The 18,290-nt window shown below is 68.8% G+C and carries 13 protein-coding genes; 6 read left to right on the forward strand and 7 right to left on the reverse strand.

Features of this window, described 5'->3' with window-relative positions:
• The first annotated feature begins 44 nt into the window (after window positions 1–44).
• The 3 genes from BLV57_RS30500 (at window position 45) to BLV57_RS30510 (ending at window position 4,266) form a co-directional block, all read left to right on the forward strand.
• On the forward strand, window positions 45–1,154 hold the full coding sequence (locus BLV57_RS30500; protein WP_091295094.1) for an epoxide hydrolase family protein: 1,110 nt from the start codon (window positions 45–47) through the stop codon (window positions 1,152–1,154).
• Between the two features lie 12 nt (window positions 1,155–1,166).
• Complete coding sequence (locus tag BLV57_RS30505; RefSeq protein ID WP_245757579.1) at window positions 1,167–2,255, forward strand: winged helix DNA-binding domain-containing protein; 1,089 nt, start codon at window positions 1,167–1,169, stop codon at window positions 2,253–2,255.
• A 559-nt stretch (window positions 2,256–2,814) separates the two neighbouring features.
• Window positions 2,815–4,266: a flavin-containing monooxygenase gene (locus BLV57_RS30510; protein ID WP_091294600.1), complete on the forward strand. Its 1,452-nt coding sequence runs from the start codon at window positions 2,815–2,817 to the stop codon at window positions 4,264–4,266.
• A 55-nt stretch (window positions 4,267–4,321) separates the two neighbouring features.
• Here BLV57_RS30510 and BLV57_RS30515 read toward each other — a convergent pair whose 3' ends face one another.
• Window positions 4,322–5,818, reverse strand: a complete 1,497-nt coding sequence (locus BLV57_RS30515) for a chitinase (protein WP_091295099.1) — start codon at window positions 5,816–5,818, stop codon at window positions 4,322–4,324.
• Between the two features lie 142 nt (window positions 5,819–5,960).
• On the opposite strand from BLV57_RS30515, the gene BLV57_RS30520 reads away from it, so the two are divergent.
• Window positions 5,961–8,339: a Tex family protein gene (locus BLV57_RS30520; protein ID WP_091294602.1), complete on the forward strand. Its 2,379-nt coding sequence runs from the start codon at window positions 5,961–5,963 to the stop codon at window positions 8,337–8,339.
• Between the two features lie 70 nt (window positions 8,340–8,409).
• Here BLV57_RS30520 and BLV57_RS30525 read toward each other — a convergent pair whose 3' ends face one another.
• A complete protein-coding gene (locus tag BLV57_RS30525; RefSeq protein WP_091294603.1) occupies window positions 8,410–9,180 on the reverse strand; it encodes a 2-keto-4-pentenoate hydratase in 771 nt (256 codons plus the stop codon).
• A gap of 64 nt (window positions 9,181–9,244) precedes the next feature.
• Window positions 9,245–10,954 (reverse strand): acyl-CoA dehydrogenase family protein, encoded by a 1,710-nt coding sequence (locus tag BLV57_RS30530; protein ID WP_091294605.1) that lies wholly within the window; start codon window positions 10,952–10,954, stop codon window positions 9,245–9,247.
• A 241-nt stretch (window positions 10,955–11,195) separates the two neighbouring features.
• Here BLV57_RS30530 and BLV57_RS30535 point away from each other — a divergent pair, with 241 nt between their 5' ends.
• A complete protein-coding gene (locus tag BLV57_RS30535; RefSeq protein ID WP_091294607.1) occupies window positions 11,196–12,779 on the forward strand; it encodes a DEAD/DEAH box helicase in 1,584 nt (527 codons plus the stop codon).
• 130 nt (window positions 12,780–12,909) lie between these two features.
• On the forward strand, window positions 12,910–14,103 hold the full coding sequence (locus tag BLV57_RS30540) for a cytochrome P450 (protein WP_143047181.1): 1,194 nt from the start codon (window positions 12,910–12,912) through the stop codon (window positions 14,101–14,103).
• Window positions 14,104–14,439: 336 nt separating this feature from the next.
• Here BLV57_RS30540 and BLV57_RS30545 read toward each other — a convergent pair whose 3' ends face one another.
• From BLV57_RS30545 to BLV57_RS30560, 4 genes are all read right to left on the reverse strand, one after another.
• Window positions 14,440–15,372, reverse strand: a complete 933-nt coding sequence (locus tag BLV57_RS30545; protein ID WP_091294610.1) for an acyl-ACP desaturase — start codon at window positions 15,370–15,372, stop codon at window positions 14,440–14,442.
• A gap of 127 nt (window positions 15,373–15,499) precedes the next feature.
• Complete coding sequence (locus tag BLV57_RS30550; RefSeq protein ID WP_091294612.1) at window positions 15,500–16,375, reverse strand: ABC transporter permease; 876 nt, start codon at window positions 16,373–16,375, stop codon at window positions 15,500–15,502.
• Complete coding sequence (locus tag BLV57_RS30555) at window positions 16,362–17,144, reverse strand: ABC transporter ATP-binding protein (protein ID WP_091294614.1); 783 nt, start codon at window positions 17,142–17,144, stop codon at window positions 16,362–16,364. Before BLV57_RS30555 ends, BLV57_RS30550 begins: the two co-directional genes overlap by 14 nt.
• A gap of 13 nt (window positions 17,145–17,157) precedes the next feature.
• Window positions 17,158–18,216, reverse strand: a complete 1,059-nt coding sequence (locus BLV57_RS30560) for an ABC transporter substrate-binding protein (protein ID WP_425426055.1) — start codon at window positions 18,214–18,216, stop codon at window positions 17,158–17,160.
• Window positions 18,217–18,290 lie beyond the last annotated feature (74 nt).

The following is an 18,290-nucleotide window of genomic DNA, read 5'->3' on the forward strand; positions in this document are numbered from 1 at the left end:
CCATTCACCGAAAACTGTCGTACCCCGTCCGTAGTGTGGAGATCATGAGCGAAGCCATCCACCCGTTCCGCGTCGACATCCCCCAGTCCGCGCTCGACGACCTGCGCGATCGGCTGGCCAGGACCCGCTGGCCGGACGAGCTGCCCGGCGTCGGCTGGAGCTATGGCATCCCGGCGGGCTACCTCAAGGAGCTCGCCGAGTACTGGCGCACGTCCTACGACTGGCGTGCCGCCGAGGAGCTGCTCAACCGCCATCCCCAGTTCACCACGACCATCGACGGGCAGAACGTGCACTTCCTGCACGTCAAGTCGTCGCACGAGAACGCCATGCCGCTGGTGCTCACGCACGGCTGGCCCGGTTCGGTCGTCGAGTTCCTGGACATCATCGAGCCGCTGACCGAGCCGGAGTCCGGGCAGGCGTTCCACCTGGTGATCCCGTCGATCCCCGGCTTCGGCTTCTCGGGCCCCACCACCGAACCCGGGTGGGACGTCCCCCGCATCGCGCGGGCGTGGGCGGAGCTGATGCGCCGTCTCGGCTACGAGCGGTACGCGGCGCAGGGTGGCGACTGGGGCTCCGGCATCTCGCGCGCGCTCGGCGCGCTCGCGCCCGAGAACGTCATCGGCGTGCACATCAACATGCTCTTCAGCTTCGGCGAGCCCGAGTCCGACGAGGAAAAGGCGGTGCTGGCGAAGAACGAGCGCTACACCCGCGAGCTCGCCGGCTACATGCACCTGCAGTCCACGCGCCCGCAGACGCTCGGCTTCGGGCTGGCGGATTCGCCGGTCGGGCAGCTCGCGTGGATCGTCGAGCGGTTCAAGGAGTGGACGGACTCCCGGGATCGCCCGGAGGACGCCGTCGACCGCGACCGCATGCTCACCAACGTGATGCTCTACTGGCTGACCAACACGGCCGCGTCCTCGTCGCGCATCTACAAGGAGGCCGTGCCGACCTACGGGCGGCCGATCGAGGTGAAGGTGCCGGTCGGGGTCGCCACCTTCGAGCACGACATCGCGCACCCGGTCCGGCGGATGGCCGAGCAGACCCACAACATCGTGCACTGGTCGGAGTTCGAGCGCGGCGGCCACTTCGCGGCGATGGAGCAGCCCGCCGCGCTCGTCGAAGACGTGCGTAAGTTCTTCAGCCAGCTGACCTGAGGGAGGAAAAGGGTGACCGACCGACTCAGCCGCCGCGCGCTCAACCGGGCGACGCTGGAGCGGCAGCTGCTGCTGCGCCGCGCCAAGATGAGCGCGCTCGAAGCCATCGAGCACCTCGGCGGCCTGCAGGCCCAGGCACCCTTCCCGCCCTACTACGCGCTGTGGACGCGATTGCAGGGCTTCAAGCAGGAGGAGCTCTCGCGGCTGCTGCTCGACCGCGAGGTGGTCCGGATCGCGTTGATGCGCGGCACGGTCCACCTCGTCACGGCGGCCGACGCGCTCGCGTGGCGCCCGCTGCTCCAGCGCATCTACGACCGCGACCTCGAAGCCAACACCCAGCACGCCCGGCACCTGAAGGACCTCGACCACGACCAGCTCGCCAAAACGGCCCGTGACCTGCTGGCCGAGCGCCCCCACTCGACCACCGAACTCGGCACCGCGCTGGCCACCCACTGGCCGGACCGCCCCACGGCCTCGCTGACCCACGGCGCCCGCGGCCTGCTGCCGCTGATCCAGGTCCCGCCCCGCGGCATCTGGGGCAAGTCCGGCCAGACCACGTACGTCACCGCCGAACACTGGCTCGGCCGCCCCCTCGACACCAAGGCCGAGCCCGCCCAGCTGATCCTGCGCTACCTCGCCGCCTTCGGCCCCGCGACGGTCCAGGACGTCCAGGCCTGGGCGGGCATCACCCGCCTCGGCGAGATCGCCGCGACCCTCGACCTGCGCAAGTACCGCGACGAGGACGGCCGCGAACTCCTCGACCTCCCGCACGCCACGGTCCCCGACCCCGACACCCCGGCGCCCCCGCGCCTGCTCGGCCCCTTCGACCAGACCCTGCTCTCCTACGCCGACCGCACCCGCGTCATCAGCGACCCGTACCGCAAGCGCATGATCACCCAGAACGGCCTCGTCAAAGGCGCGCTCCTGGCGGGCGGCCAAGTCAAGGGCTGGTGGGAGACCAAGAAGTCCACGATCACCCTCACCCCCTTCGAAAAGCTCCCCAAGCGAGACCTCGCCGCCCTCGAAAGCGCCGCCGACCGCCTCATCCGCTGGGCCGAACCCCACGCCGAAACCCACACCGTCCAAGTCACCCCCGACTAAGGCCTCGCTCACCCGCGAACCCGGGATAAAGCAGGCTTTATCCCGCGACCAAGACCTAGGGGTCGTGAGTGGCATGACCGGTTCTAACCGGCCAAAACACTCACGACCCCGCCCCGCAACGCGGCATCCCTACGCGCGACGCCCCTCGCGCACCCCGCGTGTCCCACACTCGCGCACCCCGTGTCGCACACTCGAGCACCTCGCGACCCGCACTCGCGCACCTCGTGTCGCACACTCGAGCACCTCGTGTCGAGCGCTCAGGCAAGCCGTGTCCCACACATGCGGCGGGCGTCCACGCGGCGGCACTCCGGGGCCGGGGGTCGTGAGCGTTGCGGGCGGTTCTAACCGCCCGCAACGCGCACAACCCCCGCCCCGCTCACCCGCGGCCCGGGATAAAGCAGGCTTTATCCCGCGACCAAGACCTAGGGGTCGTGAGTGGTATGGCCGGTTCTAACCGGCCAAAACACTCACGACGCCCAACGCGGGGGTGGCCGGAAATGTCGATTCGGTGGCCTCGGGTCCACTTCCGGCAGAGGCGAGCGGTGGGTAGCTTCGGGGGATGGCTTCTCCATCGATCCTGATCGTCGGGTCCGGCTTCGGCGGTATCGGCACCGCGATCGAGCTTCAGCGCGCCGGGTTCACGGACTTCACGATCCTCGAGAAGGCCGCGGAGGTCGGGGGCGTCTGGCGCGAGAACACCTACCCCGGCGCCGGGTGTGACATCCCTTCGCCGCTGTACTCGTTCTCGTACGAGCCGAACCCGGACTGGCCCAAGCGGTACTCGCTGCAGCCGGACATCCACGCGTACCTCAAGCGTGTCGTCGAGAAATACGGGCTCGCGAAGCACATCCGGTTCGGGACCGAGGTCACCAGCGCCACCTTCGACGAGGACACCCGGCGCTGGCGGATCGAGACCAGCACCGGCGAGACGCACGAGGCGAACGTCTTCGTGCCCGCCGTCGGGCAGCTCTCGCGGCCGGTCTGGCCGGACATCCCCGGGCGGGAGTCGTTCAAGGGCACCAGTTTCCACTCCGCGCTGTGGGATCACGACTGCGACCTCACCGGCAAGAAGGTCGCCGTCATCGGGACGGGAGCCAGCGCGATCCAGTTCGTGCCGGAGATCCAGCCGCTCGCCCACACGCTGACCCTGTTCCAGCGCACCGCGCCGTACATCATGAACAAGACCGACACCCGCTACCGCCGCTGGCAGCAGCGCCTGTTCCGCGCGCTGCCCGCCACCCAGCTGATCGGCAGGCTGCGGATCTGGCTGCTCGCCGAGTACGCCACCTACGCGATGACCAAAAATCCCTTACTGGCCAAGGGTTTCGAGCTGCGCACCGAACAGCTGCGCCGCCGCCACATCAAGGACCCGGTGCTGCGCGCCAAGCTCAAGCCGCACTACGACATGGGCTGCAAGCGGATCCTCTTCACCAACGACTACCTGCCCGCGATCGCGCGGCCCAACGTGCACGTCGAGACCGCGAAGATCACCGAAATCACCGAACGCGGCATCCGGACCGAAGACGGCGTCGAGCACGAGGCCGACGTGATCATCTACGGCACCGGGTTCGCCGCGACCGACTTCCTCGGCAAGCTCAAGGTGCACGGCCTCGGCGGCCGCTCGCTCTCGGACAGCTGGGCCGGCGGGGCGCGGGCATACCTGGGGATGACCGTGCCCGGGTTCCCGAACCTGTTCTGTGTGTACGGGCCGAACACGAACCTCGGCGCGGGCTCCATCATCTACATGATCGAACGCCAGGCCCGCTACATCCGCCAGGCGGTCGAGCACCTCGCCAGGCCAGATGTGTCCTATGTGGACGTCAAAGCCGACGTCGAAGAGCGCTACGACACCGAAGTCCAGCAGCGACTGGCGCGCAGCGTCTGGACCAAATGCGCCAGCTGGTACCGCCAGGACGACGGCCGGGTAACGACGAACTGGCCGGGCCTGGTCTCCGAATACGACCGCCGGACCCGGAAACTCGACCTGCGCGAGTACCACACCGTCGCGTGAAACCGGGCCGGACGCCGACCCTCGCAGGCAGCGTCCGGCCCAAGGACCGGAGAAACTAAGGCAGCGTGGCCAGGTTCGCGCTCACCGAGTTGGCGAACGCGTAGCCGTTCGACGCGTCCCAGTTGATCGACCAGGTCATCGCGCCCCTGATCGCCGGGTACGTCGTCGACGGCTTGAAGCCGCCGCAGCCGGTGCCCTTGGCCAGGCAGTTCAGCGCCGCGTTGACGTTCGAGGGCGACTGGTAGCCACCGCCGGCGGCCGAACCCGAAGCGGGCAGGCCCAGCCCGACCTGGTCGGCGCGCAGGCCGCCCTGGAGCTGGATGCAGGCCAGCGCCGTCAGGAAGTCGATCGAACCCTGCGAGTAGACCTTCTGGTCACAGCCGAGCATCGAGCCGCTGTTGTAGTACTGCATGTTGACGATCGTCAGGATGTCCTTGATGTTCAGCGCCAGCTTGAAGTACTCGGCGCCCGTCGACTGCATGTCGATGGTCTGCGGCGCCATCGTGATGATCTTGCCGCCGCCGCTGTAGATGCTGCGCAGCGCCTGGCCCATGTAGGTGCTGTTGACGCCGTTCTCGAGGTCGATGTCGACGCCGTCGAACCCGTAGGCCGAGATCAGCGACTTGATGCTGTTCGCGAAGTTGTTCGCCGAGTTCGAGTCGCTGACGCTGATCGTGCCGTTCTGGCCGCCGACCGAGATGATGACTTTCTGCCCGCGTGCCTGCACGGTCTTGATGTCGGCCTTGAACTGGGCGTCCGTGTACCCGCCGAGCTTGCTCGCCAGGCCGGGGTCGAGGGTGAAGCTGACCGCGCCCGGCGTCGTGGTCGCGTCCGCGAAGGACACGGCGATGATGTTGTAGGACTTCGGGACGTCGGCGATCTTCAACGCCTTGGCGCCGTTGTCGAAGTTGTGCCAGTACCCGGTGAGCACGTGCTTCGGGAGCGTGCCGTCACCCGGCGGGTTGCTGGTCGTGGTGGTGGTCGGCGGGTTGCTCGTCGAGGTGGTCGGCGACGACGTCGTGGGCGACGACGTGGTGGGCGTGGTCGGCGTGGTGGTCGGGGTGCCGCCGGGACCGTCGAGGCTCACGTCGTCCGCGAAGTACGCGGGCTGGCCGTACCAGCCGTGCAGGTAGATGGTGACGCCGCTGGTCGACGCGCCGGTCTTGAACTTCAGCGACAGCTGCGTCCACGAGCCGCTGGTGGGCGTCCAGGTGCTGGTGTCGGTCGTGCCGGTGCCGGTGACGCCGAGGTAGGTGTACGAGCCCTGCACCCAGGCGCTGAGCGTGTACTCCGTGCTCGCCTTGACCGAGACCGTCTGCGAGCACTGGGCCTTGTCCTGGCCCGCGGGCGCCGCGGTGAGCGCGCCCGAGCCACTGTGCACGGGGCTGCTCACCAGGCTCGCGCCGCCGGTGCAGGACCAGCCGCTCAGCGAGCCGACCTCGAAGCCGGGGTTGGTCAGCAGGTTGGCCGCCGAGGCGTTGCCGGTCAGTGCCAGCGTCAACCCCAGGCAGAGCGCTAGCGAGGAGAACAAGGCTACGAGCGCGTGTTTCATCTTGAGCACAGCGGACCTCCACAGCGACGGGGTGGTGCACTCAAAATGGACTAGACCAATCTGATCGGTCAAGGAGGTGTCGGAGAGGGGCCATCCGAATGTCGGGAACCCGACAACGGCAGAATGGCGAGCCGGAACACCGATGCGGATCAGGAGCGTGGCAGTGGCTTTGCAGACGGTCGAGCAGAAGATCGCCGAGGAACTCGGCGTACGCGAGGGGCAGGTCAAAGCGGCCGTCGACCTCCTCGACGGCGGATCGACCGTGCCGTTCATCGCGCGGTACCGCAAGGAAGCCACCGGCATGCTGGACGACACCCAGCTCCGCACGCTGGAGGAAAGGCTCCGCTACCTGCGGGAACTCGGCGAACGCCGCGTCGCGGTGCTCGAGTCGATCCGGAGCCAGGGCAAGCTGGACGAGGCGCTCGAAGCGCAGATCATGGCCGCGGACACGAAGTCGCGCCTGGAAGACATCTACCTGCCGTACAAGCCGAAGCGCCGCACCAAGGCGATGATCGCCCGCGAGGCAGGCCTGGAGCCGCTGGCCGACGGCCTGCTCGCCAACCCCGACACCGACCCCCAGGCCGCCGCCGCGGTGTTCGTCGACGCCGACAAGGGCGTCGCGGACGCGCAGGCCGCGCTGGACGGCGCCCGCGCGATCCTGGTCGAGCGCTTCGCCGAGGACGCCGACCTGATCGGTGAGCTGCGCGAGAAGATGTGGGCGCAGGGCCGTCTCGCGTCGAAGGTCCGCGAGGGCAAGGCCGAAGAGGGCGCCAAGTTCTCCGACTACTTCGAGTTCGACGAGCCGTTCACGAAGATGCCGTCGCACCGGATCCTCGCGATGTTCCGCGGCGAGAAGGAAGAGATCCTCGACCTGACCGTCGAGCCAGAGGAGCCGTCGGACGAGCCGCGCGTCGGCCCGAGCGACTACGAGACGCGCATCGCGCAGAAGTTCGGCATCGCCGCCAAGGGCCGCCCCGGCGACAAGTGGCTGACCGACACCGTCCGCTGGGCGTGGCGCACCAAGATCCTCGTGCACCTGGGCATCGACCTGCGGATGAAGCTGCGCCAGTCCGCCGAGGACGAGGCCGTGCGCGTGTTCGCCGCCAACCTGCGCGACCTGCTGCTCGCCGCGCCCGCGGGCACCCGCGCGACGCTGGGCCTCGACCCCGGCTTCCGCACCGGCGTGAAGGTCGCGGTCGTCGACGACACCGGCAAGGTGGTCGACACCGCGGTCATCTACCCCCACGTCCCGGCGAACAAGTGGAACGAGTCGCTCGCCACGCTCGCGAAGCTCTGCGCGACGCACAAGGTCGACCTGATCGCCATCGGCAACGGCACCGCCTCGCGCGAGACCGACAAGCTGGCCGGTGAGCTGATCAAGAAGTTCCCCGACCTCAAGCTGACCAAGGCGGTCGTGTCCGAAGCCGGCGCGTCGGTGTACTCGGCGTCGGCGTTCGCCGCTCAGGAGCTGCCCGGCATGGACGTCTCGCTGCGTGGCGCGGTCTCGATCGCGCGGCGCCTGCAGGACCCGCTGGCCGAGCTGGTGAAGATCGACCCGAAGTCGATCGGTGTCGGCCAGTACCAGCACGACCTGTCCGAGGTCTCGCTCTCGCGCTCGCTCGACGCGGTCGTCGAAGACTGTGTGAACGCGGTCGGCGTCGACGTCAACACCGCGTCCGCGCCGCTGCTCACCCGGGTTTCGGGCATCACGACCGGCCTGGCGGAGAACATCGTCAGCCACCGCGACCAGCACGGCCCGTTCCGCTCGCGGCTGGCGCTGAAGGAGGTCGCGCGGCTCGGCCCGAAGGCGTTCGAGCAGTGCGCCGGCTTCCTGCGCATCCCGGACGGCGACGACCCGCTCGACTCGTCGTCGGTGCACCCCGAGGCCTACCCGGTCGTCCGCCGGATCCTGACCACCACCGGCAAGGACATCCGCGGGCTGATCGGCAACACGCGTGAGCTGCAGGCGCTGAAGCCGCAGGACTTCGTCGACGAGACGTTCGGGCTCCCGACGGTCACCGACATCCTGGCCGAGCTCGACAAGCCGGGCCGCGACCCGCGCCCGGCGTTCAAGACCGCGGTCTTCGCCGACGGCGTCGAGAAGATCTCGGACCTGAAGCCGGGCATGCGCCTGGAAGGCGTGGTCACGAACGTGGCCGCGTTCGGCGCGTTCATCGACGTCGGCGTGCACCAGGACGGCCTCGCGCACGTCTCGGCGCTGTCCAAGAACTTCGTGAAGGACCCGCGCGAGGTCGTCAAGCCCGGCGACATCGTGAAGGTCAAGGTCCTGGAAGTCGACATCCCGCGCAAGCGCATCTCGCTGACGCTCCGTCTCGACGACGAGCCCGGCCAGTCGCAGCCCCAGGACCGCCGTGGTGGCGGTGGTGGCGGTCAGCGTCAAGGCGGTGGCCAGCAGCGTCGCGGCGGCCAGCAGCAAGGGCGTGGCGGCGGCGGACGCGACCGCGCGCCCCAGGGCGGCGCGCTCGCGGACGCCCTCCGCAAGGCGGGCTACGGCAAGTAACCAAACGGGATAAAGCGGGCTTTATGCCGGGTGCTTTTTTTCCCGGCATAAAGCCCGCTTTATCCCGTTCCTAGACGAAGCGCGCCTCGACCGAGCCCAGGTCCCCGAAGTCGGCGACGACGTGGGCGCCCGGCGCGGTCGGGCAGGGCTTGGTCGCGGTGCCCGTCGTGACGACGTCGCCCGCACGCAGCGGGTGGCCGTAGCCATGCAGGTCGCCGACCAGCCAGTGCAACGCGACGCGCGGGTCACCGAGCACCTGCGCGCCCGTGCCGCGCGCGAACTCGGCACCGTCCAAACGCAACACGACCTCCTGTGACGGCAGGTCGATGTCCCGCCAGCCCGGCACATCCCGCCCGACGACGAACCGCGAACTGCACGCGGCGTCGGCGAGCAGCTGCTCGAAACCGGCGGTCACGTAGTCGAAGTAGCGCGAGTCGGGCATCTCCAGCGCGAGGAACATCGAGTCGACGGCGTCGAGCACCTCGCCGAGACTGTATTCCTTACCTGGCAACAAATCTTCGCGCATGCGGAACGCGAACTCGGCCTCCGCGACGGCCATGGTGAGACTGTCAGCGGGCACCGGCTCGCCCTCGTCATGACGGAAGCGGGTGAACAACCGGCCGGGAAACGGACCGTCGACGCCGATGTGCGCCTGCCCCAGCGGGGTCGTCGCCGCGATCTTCCAGCCGTAGTGCGGGCCGACCAGCGCGGCCAGCCTGTCCTGCACGGCCATGGCCTGCGCCGCGCCGGACGGCCGCACGTCCTCCGGCAGCGCCTTGATCCGTTGCCCGGACTGCCAGGCTTCCCACAGCAACGCCGCCGCGCGATCTTCGGAGTTCATCCCACGAAAGTACTCGTGAGTGTTGCCGACGGTTCTAACCGTCGGCAACACTCACGACCTCTTTCTAGGCGTTCATCTCGTAGGCGCCGGACAGGTCGCGGACGCGAGCCCAGACCGACTCGAAGCGCTCGGCGTCGACGACCGGCTTGCGGATCGCGGCGAGCGCGAGCTCCTGCTGCTTGTCCGTCGAGCTGGACTTGCCGTGCAGCTCGACGGCCGCCGCGCTGAAGTCCTGCACGAACGTCGCGAAGATCTGGTCGACCACGGCGGCGTCGAGACCCACCAGCTCGGCCTGCTCCAGGATCAGCTGGCCGTACACGACCAGCGTGAACAGCTCGGTCAGCGCCAGCCCGAAGTCGAGGTCGGCCTGCTGCGCCTCGTCCGGCGTCGCCTGGGTGAGAATGGCGACCAGCGCCTCGGCCTGCTCGGCGAACCTGGCGACGTTCGGGATGGCCGACGCCTTGGTGTAGGCCTCGCGCCAGTCGTGGAACCGGACCTTCGACAGCCCACGCGCCGGGCCCTGGCGGAACAGGAACTCGTCGTCCGCGGCGTCCGACCGCGTCGGGACGGGTTCGTAGGACTCCGGTGCGAACAGGTACGCGGGCATGAACTTGGCGATCAGCGCCAGGTTCACCGCGACCGTGCCTTCCAGCTTGGGCAGGCCGTCGATGTCGTTCTTGGCCATCGCGAGGTAGGTGTCTGCCTCGAAACCCTTGGCCGCCACCACATCCGCGACCAGGCCGATGACCTTCTGCGCCTCGGTGGTCACCTTCATCTTGGTGATCGGGTTGAACAGCAGGTACCGGCGGTCGTCCGGGCTCGCGGTGCGGAAGTAGTCGACCGCGCGGTCGGAGAACAGCTTCATCGCGGTCAGCCGCGCGTACGCGTCGACGAATTCCCGGCGCACATGCGGGAAAGCGGTGACCGGCTTGCCGTACAGCACACGGTTGTGCGCGTGCGTGATCGCCTCGTACAGCGAGTGCGTCGCCATGCCGATGCCGCCGAAGCACAGGTTGAACTTGCCGATATTGACCGTGTTCAGCGCCGCGCTGAACGCGTCGGCGCCGGTGTGCAGGATGTCCTCGGCGTGCACCGGGTAGTCCTCGAGGCGGAACTCCGCGACGTACATCTGGGACGGCACCACGTTCTTGACCACATGGTAGTTCGGGTGATTCGAGTCGGCGTAGAAGAAGACGTACTGGTCCTGGCCCTCGACCCCGTCGATGCGGCCGAACACCGAAACGGTGCCGGCGCAGTTGCCGTTGCCGATGTAGTACTTCGAGCCGTTCGCGCGGTAGCCGCCGTCACCGTCCGGCGTGAGCACCAGGTCCGACGAGTAGATGTCGGCGCCGTGCTCCTTTTCGGACAGTCCGAACGCCGCCACTCCCCCTGCCTGCAACGCTTCCGCCGCGCGCTTGCGGGCGACCTCGTTGCCGCTCTGCCACACCGGGCCGAGGCCGAGCACGGTCACCTGCATGGGGTACCAGTAGTTCAAGCCGTAGAAGCCGAGGATCTCCGAAAGCTCCGCGACGCGGCTGGTGTCCCAGCGCTTGTCGGGGTTGCCGTCGGCGTTGGCCGCGGGCGTGAAGAAGGTCGAGAACAGGCCTTCCTTGCCCGCGAACTCCAGGAAGTCCGCGTAGAAGGTCTTGTCGTGGTAGTCCGCGACGAGCTTGCGCTTGCCGCGCGACTCGAACCAGTCGATGGTCGCGCGCAGCAGGCGCCGCGTTTCCGGGTCGAACCGCTGCGGGTCGTAGCCATTCGGGTTCAGCAACATCGCATTAAACTCCCACGCTCGATTACTGAGCAGTAACTTAGCACGGCAAGCAAGGTCACACGCCTGTCACGATCGGATGCTTTATACTGATCACGCGGTCCGCTCCGTTCTGCCTCGGGCCGCGTTTCGTTGTCGACTACCACGCGCCGCGGCCGACGAGATCCACCGACGGTCTGCGCCGGGCAGGACAACCCTTCTCGACTTATGGAGACACCAGGGCGCGAGAGCGCCCGAAAACCCTATGAACGCATTCGCTGAACTCGGCCTGCCCACGACGCTGGTCACCGCGCTGTCCGCACAGGGCATCGACACCCCGTTCCCGATCCAGGCGGCCACGCTGCCGCACTCGCTCGAAGGCCGCGACGTGCTCGGCCGCGGCCGCACCGGCTCCGGCAAGACGTACGCCTTCGTGCTGCCCGTGCTCGCCCGCCTGTCCCAGGGCCCGACGCGGCGCAAGCCGTTCCGCCCGCGCGCGCTGATCCTGGCGCCGACCCGTGAGCTGGTCACCCAGATCGAGGCCTCGATCGCCCCGCTGGCGAAGGCGCTGCAGCTCAAGGTCACCACCATCTTCGGCGGGGTCAGCCCGAACCCGCAGATCACCGCGCTGCGCGACGGCGTCGACATCGTCGTCGCCTGCCCCGGCAGGCTGCTCGACCACATGCAGAGCGGCAACGCGAAGCTCGACAACATCGACATCACCGTGCTCGACGAGGCCGACCACATGGCCGACCTCGGCTTCCTGCCCGCCGTGCGCCGCCTGCTCGACCAGACGCCGCCGCGCGGCCAGCGCCTGCTGTTCTCCGCGACGCTCGACGCCGGCGTCGACGTGCTGGTCAAGCGCTTCATGAACGACCCGGTCACGCACAGCGTCGACTCGGCCCAGTCGCCGGTCGACGCGATGACCCACCACGTGCTGCACGTCGAGGAAACCCATCGGTTTCCGGTGCTCGTCGACCTCACGGCCGCGCCCGGCCGCACGCTGGTCTTCACCCGCACCAAGCACCGCGCGAAGGCGCTCACCCGCAAGCTCAACGCGAGCGGGGTCTCGGCCGTCGAGCTGCACGGCAACCTCGGCCAGAACGCCCGCACCCGCAACCTCGCCGCGTTCACCGACGGCACGGCCAAGACGCTGGTCGCCACCGACATCGCGGCGCGCGGCATCCACGTCGACGACGTCACGCTGGTCATCCACCACGACCCGCCGGTCGAGCACAAGGCGTACCTGCACCGCTCCGGCCGCACCGCCCGCGCCGGCGCCAGCGGCACGGTCATCACGCTGATGACCGACGAGCAGGTCGCCGACGTCCGCGACCTCGCGCGCAAGGCTGGCATCAAACCGACCACCACCCAGCTCGGCCCCGGCCACCCGCTGCTCGCGGAGCTGGCGCCCGGCGAGCGCAAGTTCGCCACGGTCAAGCAGGCGACCAACCGCTCCATGCCGAAGCAGGTCTCGGCCAGCGGCAAGGCCCTGCCCGAGAAGGACGAAAAGAAGCCACGCCGCGGCGGCGCGCCCGGCCGTGGCCGTGGCGGCCAAGCGCAGGACCAGCCGCGTCGCGGCGGACAGTCCCGGCGTGGCGGCTCCGGCGCGCAGGGCGAGTCCCGGCGCGGCGGTTCGGCCGGTCAGTCTTCGCGTGGCGCTTCGGCGGGCCAGGCCGCTCGCGGTTCCTCGGCGGGCCAGGCTTCGCGTCGCGGCACCGCGGCAGGGTCCGGCCAGGGCCAGGCGAAGGGCCGCGGCCAGTCCGGCGGCGGCACACCCGCCCGCCGTGGCGGCGCGGCGGCCTTCTCCTCGGGCACCCGCGCGGGCTCCCGTCGCTCAGGTCGCTGACTGAGAGGTCGGGGATAAAGCGGGCTTTATCCCGGGCGCTTTTCCCGGGATAAAGCCCGCTTTATCCCGTCCGGATATCTGGCCGAATGGCCCTTGTACTGGGGATCCGCGGGCTGCGAGTGTGGAATTCGTGCCTCTTCTGGACTTCACCGCCACCGATATGTACCCCGCACTCGACCGGCTGCGCACCGAGGAACCCGTCCACTGGAGCCCAGAGCTGAACTCGTGGGTCATCACCCGGTACGCCGACATCTCCGCCGCGCTCCGCGACCCCCGGCTGGGCTCGGGAAGCATGACCGAGCTGATCGACCGGCTCCCGGAGGCCGACCGCGCCAGGCTGCGGCCACTGCGTGACTCGATCAACCTGTGGATGGGTGGCACCGATCCGGCCGCCCACAAGCGGATGCAACGGGTGATCAAGCGGTACTTCATGTCCCGCGAGCTGATGGAGGCACTGCGCCCGCGCGTGCAGGAGATCACCGACGAACTGCTCGACGAGCTGATCCCGCGCGGCGGCTGCGAGGTCGTCGGCGACCTGGCCTATCCGCTGCCCGCCCGTGTGATGGCCGAGATGCTCGGCATCCCCGCGAAGGACCGCGACCTGCTGCCACGCTGGTCGCGGGACATCACCGCGGTGTTCAGCCCGATCGACGTGCCCAAGCTGCTCGAAAGCCAGCAGAGCATCATCGAGATGTCCGAGTACCTCCGCGAGGTCGTCGCCGACCGGCGGCGCCAGCCCCGCGAAGACCTCATCAGCCTGCTGGTCGCCGCGCACGACAAGGGCGACATCGTCAGCGAAGACGAGATCCTGGCCAACTGCGTGCTCCTGCTGTTCGCCGGACACGAGACCACCGGCGGCCTGATCAGCGCGGGCCTGAACCTCCTGCTGCAGCACCCCGAGCAGATGAAGGCGCTTCGCGCGGACATGACGTTGCTGCCGAGCGCCATCGAGGAGATGCTGCGCGTCGACGGCCCCGCCTCGCTCACCACGAGGTTCTCGAAGGAGCCGGTCGTGATCCACGGCCAGGAGATCCCGGCGGACCAGCACATCTACCTCGTGCTCGCCGCCGCCAACCGCGACCCGGAGCAGTTCGAGGACCCGGCCCGGTTCGACATCACCCGCACCGGCAACCGGCACCTGTCGTTCGGGCAGGGCCTGCGCTACTGCCTCGGCGCCACCCTCGCCCGGCTGGAGACCGAGATCTGCTTCACCTCGCTCTTCGACCGGGTGGACGAAATCACGCCACACCCGGACGGCCCCACCCGGGAACGGCGCGGCCCCTTCGTCAGCGCGGTGACCACGGTCCCCGTCACCTTCGGCTGAGTGTTCAGGCCGGCCGGGGGCGTGAGCGAGTGGTACCTCTGCTCCGTTAGATGCAGCAGAGGTACCACTCGCGCGGGCACAGTGCCCTGATCCGAGCTTGATCGCGCAGTGAGGGGACCCCGAGTGCTTACTACGCGCTGAAGGGCACCCTCGCTGCACAGCGCGCGCCCAAGGCCGTAACCACATCCGAACTCAGCCAAGAAAATTAGACCCGGCCGAAACACTCACGGCCTCTAGGCAAGCCGCTCTGGCGGGGCCGCTGATCCGCATGAACGCCACTTTCACAACGCTGAGCGACACAAAAGCCCCGTTCATTTCTTCCAGGAGCCTCGAAAATCACGACCTGCGGGCGGCTTCGCGCTCCAGCATCGTGGCGCGGCGGTCTTCGAAGCGCGTGGCCTGGGCGTCGAGGTTCTCGAGGAACTTGGCGAGCTCGTCGCGCGCGGTCTCGCCGACCTCGCCGAGTCCTTCGAGCTCGAAGACCTTCCAGTGGCGCAACAGCGGCCAGATCACGTCGTCGTGGTGGATGCGCAGGTCGTAGATGCCGGCCTTGGCGATCAACGCGGCCTTGCGCACGAAGCTCGGGATGATGTGCCCCGGCATCGCGAAGCCGACCACCTCGTCGGTGATCGCGCGCATCATCTCGTCGGGCTGCAGCTGCAGCGACGCCGTCACCAGGTTGCGGTAGAAGACCATGTGCAGGTTCTCGTCCGTCGCGACGCGGGCGAGCAGCTTCTCGCAGAACGGGTCCTCGGTGTACCGGCCGGTGTTGCGGTGCGAAAGGCGCGTGGCGAGTTCCTGGAACGACACGTACGCCATGACGTGCAGCAACGGCTTGTCGCCGCTGTCGTAGCCGGTCTGCATGACCTGCATGCGGGCGCGCTCCAGCTCGACCGGGTCGACGGCCCTGGTCACCAGCAGGTAGTCGCGGATGGCGATGCCGTGACGGCCTTCCTCGGCGGTCCAGCGGTGCACCCAGGTGCCCCACGCGCCGTCGCGGCCGAAAGCGCGCTCGATCTCGCGGTGGTAGCTGGGCAGGTTGTCCTCGGTCAGCAGGTTGACCTCGAGCGACGTGCGCGCGATCGGCGAGACCTTCGACTGCTCCGGGTCCCAGGCCTCGCCGCCGAGGTCGGCGAAGTTGCGCCCCTCGCTCCACGGGACGTACTCGTGCGGCATCCATTCCTTGGCGGCGACCAGGTGACGGTTGAGGTTCTCCTCGACCGTCGATTCGAGGTCGAACATCAGGCGGGTGGTCGGCTCAAGGGCCATGGAGGGTCCTTCCTCGGCTGGGGACAGGACCCAACTTACGGCACCGTAAGTTACGGGACCGTAAGTGTGATCAGAATCCGCCAAGTCCCCCCGGTTACGGGCCCGACAGCGTCCATAAAGAATGTGATCAGAATCCGCCAAGTCCGCGCGACCGCAACACCGCCTTCTCGACAGGCCGGAAGACGAGCAGCTCGATGCCGACGCCGACCAGCAGGATCAGGAAGATCGCGGCCATCACGGTCGGCATGTCGTTGAACGCCGAGCCCTGGTTCAGGTACGCGCCGAGCCCGATCCCCAGCTGCGGCGAGAGCGCGATGAGTTCCGCGGCCATCAGCGAACGCCAGGAGAACGCCCAGCCCTGCTTGAGCCCGGCCAGGAAGCCGGGCAGCGCGGCGGGCAGCAGGATGTGCCGCGCCGAAGCCAGCCTGCCCGCGCCCATCACCTGGCCCACCCTCGGCAGGATCGGCGGGATCTGGTCGATGCCGCTGACCAGGCCGTTCGCGATGGACGGCACCGAGCCGAGCAGGACAACGAAGTAGATCGCGGCGTCGTTGATCCCGAACCACAGGATCGCGGCGGGCACCCAGGCCACCGACGGCAGGCTCTGCAGCCCCGAGAGCAGCGGGCCGATCGCCGCGCGGACCAGGCGGACCTTGGCCACCAGCAGCCCGAGTGGCGTGCCGATCACCACGGCGACGGCGAACCCGAGCACCGCGCGGTGCACCGAGGTCCAGACGTAGCCGAAGACCTTGGCGTCGGCCACCCCGCCCCAGAACTCGTCCCACACGTCGATGGGCGCGGGCAGCTGGAACTCCGGCCAGATCGCCGCGGCCCACAGCGCCTGCCACACGGCGATGAACAACCCGAGCGCCACCAGCGGCGGCAGCACCGAGCGCGCGAACCGCACCAGGGCGCGCTCGCCGCGCTGGGTGGTCGGGGTGTCCAGCGCGTCCAGGCCTGCCTCGACCGCCGAAAGATCGGCGGACCGGTCAAGCTGCGGCATGGGTACTGATCACCTCTCGGAGCCTGATGGTGATTTCGTCGGTGAGGCTGTCGTCGTCGACGCGAGTGTCCCACTCCTGCACGACGCGGCCGGGCCGCGACGAAAGCAGCACCACCCGCTGCCCCAGCCGGACGGCCTCGCGGACGTCGTGGGTCACGAACAGCACGGCGGTGCCGGTGCTGCGGTAGACGCGCAGCAGCTCACCCTGCATGACGTCGCGGGTGATCGCGTCGAGCGCGGCGAACGGCTCGTCCATCAGCAGCAGCGCCTGCTCGGGCTGCCCGTCGACCCGCAGCGTCGCGGCCAGCGCCCTGGCGAGCGCGACACGCTGCCGCATGCCACCGGACAGCTCGTGCGGGCGCTTCGAGCCGACGCCGCCCAGCCGGACGAGCTCGAGCAGCTCGGCGGCCTTCTCCTTGCGCTCGGCGCGGCCGAACCCGGCCAGCCGCAACGGCAGCTCGACGTTGCGGGCGGCCGTCAGCCACGGCATCAGCGCGGCCTCCTGGAACATCACCGCCGGCCGGGAGGTGTTCAGCTCGATGGCGCCTTCGGTCGGCTTGTCGAGGCCGGCGACCAGGTTCAGCAGGGTGCTCTTGCCGCAGCCGGACGCGCCGAGCAGGCAGACGAACTCGCCGGGCGCGACCTTCAGGTCCAGTCCGTCGAGCGCGGTGACCGCGCGGCCGGACCGGCCGAAGATCTTGCGCACACCGGTGAGTTCGACCGCGGTCCCGGAAGCGGTCTTGGGCGGGCTGGCGAGTGTCGCGCTCATCGGTGGTTCTCCCCTACTTGGTGAGTCCGGCGGCTTCCACGGCGGGTTTTCCGGCGGCCTTGAGCACTTCGTTGAGCGGACCGAAGTCGGCGAAGCCCTTGAGGTCGGCAGGCGTCTTGACGACACCCGCGGTCACCGAGTCCTTGGCGAGCTGGCCGAATTCAGCGGAGATCGGGTCGAGGGTGAGCTCGATGTTGCCGAACGCGCGGTCGAGCACGGCCGCGCTGAGCGAGCTGCCCGCGAGTTCCTTGAGCGCGTCGTTGACCGTGGTCTTGGCCTCGGCCTGGTTGGCGGTGGCCCAGTCGATCGCGGCCGACTCGCCCTTGATGATGGCGCGGACCGTGTCCGGGTGCTGCTGCAGGAACTCACTGCGCACGATGACGACGGTGGACGGGAAACGGCCACCCGGCCACAGCGTCTTCTCGTCGACGAGCACCTTGGCGCCCGCGTCCTGCACCAGGCGCGAGGCCCACGGCTCGGGCAGCCAGCCGCCGTCGACCTCGCCCTTCTTGAACGCGTCGAGCGTCTTCGGGTTGTCGAGGTTGGTGATCTTGACCTGGTCGGTCAGCTTGTTCTCCGACAGCCACTTCTTGACCGCGACGTCCTGGGTGTTGCCGAGCTGCGGCGTCGCCACGGTCTTGCCCTTGAGCTGGTCGGCCGAGGTGATCTCGGGCTTGACGACCAGCTGCGCGCCGCCGGACACCGCGCCGGAGACGAGCTGGATGGTGCCCTTCGACTTGGTGAAGGCGTTGATCGCCGGGCCCGAGCCGATGAACGCGACGTCGAGCGAATTGCCGAGCAGCGCGTTGACCTCGTCAGGACCCGCGTTGAAGGTCTGGGTGGTCAATTTGGTGCTGCCGAGTTCCTTCTTGAAGAAGTCCTTCTTGACCCCGATCAGCGCGGGCGCGTGGGTCACGTTCGGGAAATACCCGACGCGGACCTCGGCGGCCGCGGTGTTCTGGGCGGGCGCGGCGGGAGCGGGGTTGCTGTCCGCACGCGAACACGCGCTTAGGCCTGCCGCCAGCGCCAATGCGGCGAGTGTGGTGGGCAGCAGTCGGAATCGGTTCGTCAGCACGGCGCGAGAGTCGCACGGTCATGCAGTGGAATGCACGGTCATCCGCATCGCGAGAAAATCGTCGAGTTCTC

It is taken from the genome of Amycolatopsis xylanica (assembly GCF_900107045.1).
GTDB classification, from domain to species: Bacteria; Actinomycetota; Actinomycetes; order Mycobacteriales; family Pseudonocardiaceae; genus Amycolatopsis; species Amycolatopsis xylanica.

Excerpts from the sequence above, each read along its gene's own strand:
- BLV57_RS30500 (WP_091295094.1), top strand. The coding sequence starts at position 45 with ATGAGCGAAGCCATCCACCCGTTCCGCGTCGACATCCCCCAGTCCGCG.
- BLV57_RS30510 (WP_091294600.1), top strand. The coding sequence starts at position 2,815 with ATGGCTTCTCCATCGATCCTGATCGTCGGGTCCGGCTTCGGCGGTATC.
- BLV57_RS30515 (WP_091295099.1), bottom strand. The coding sequence starts at position 5,818 with ATGAAACACGCGCTCGTAGCCTTGTTCTCCTCGCTAGCGCTCTGCCTG.
- BLV57_RS30520 (WP_091294602.1), top strand. The coding sequence starts at position 5,961 with ATGCGGATCAGGAGCGTGGCAGTGGCTTTGCAGACGGTCGAGCAGAAG.
- BLV57_RS30525 (WP_091294603.1), bottom strand. The coding sequence starts at position 9,180 with ATGAACTCCGAAGATCGCGCGGCGGCGTTGCTGTGGGAAGCCTGGCAG.
- BLV57_RS30530 (WP_091294605.1), bottom strand. The coding sequence starts at position 10,954 with ATGTTGCTGAACCCGAATGGCTACGACCCGCAGCGGTTCGACCCGGAA.
- BLV57_RS30535 (WP_091294607.1), top strand. The coding sequence starts at position 11,196 with ATGAACGCATTCGCTGAACTCGGCCTGCCCACGACGCTGGTCACCGCG.
- BLV57_RS30545 (WP_091294610.1), bottom strand. The coding sequence starts at position 15,372 with ATGGCCCTTGAGCCGACCACCCGCCTGATGTTCGACCTCGAATCGACG.
- BLV57_RS30550 (WP_091294612.1), bottom strand. The coding sequence starts at position 16,375 with ATGCCGCAGCTTGACCGGTCCGCCGATCTTTCGGCGGTCGAGGCAGGC.
- BLV57_RS30555 (WP_091294614.1), bottom strand. The coding sequence starts at position 17,144 with ATGAGCGCGACACTCGCCAGCCCGCCCAAGACCGCTTCCGGGACCGCG.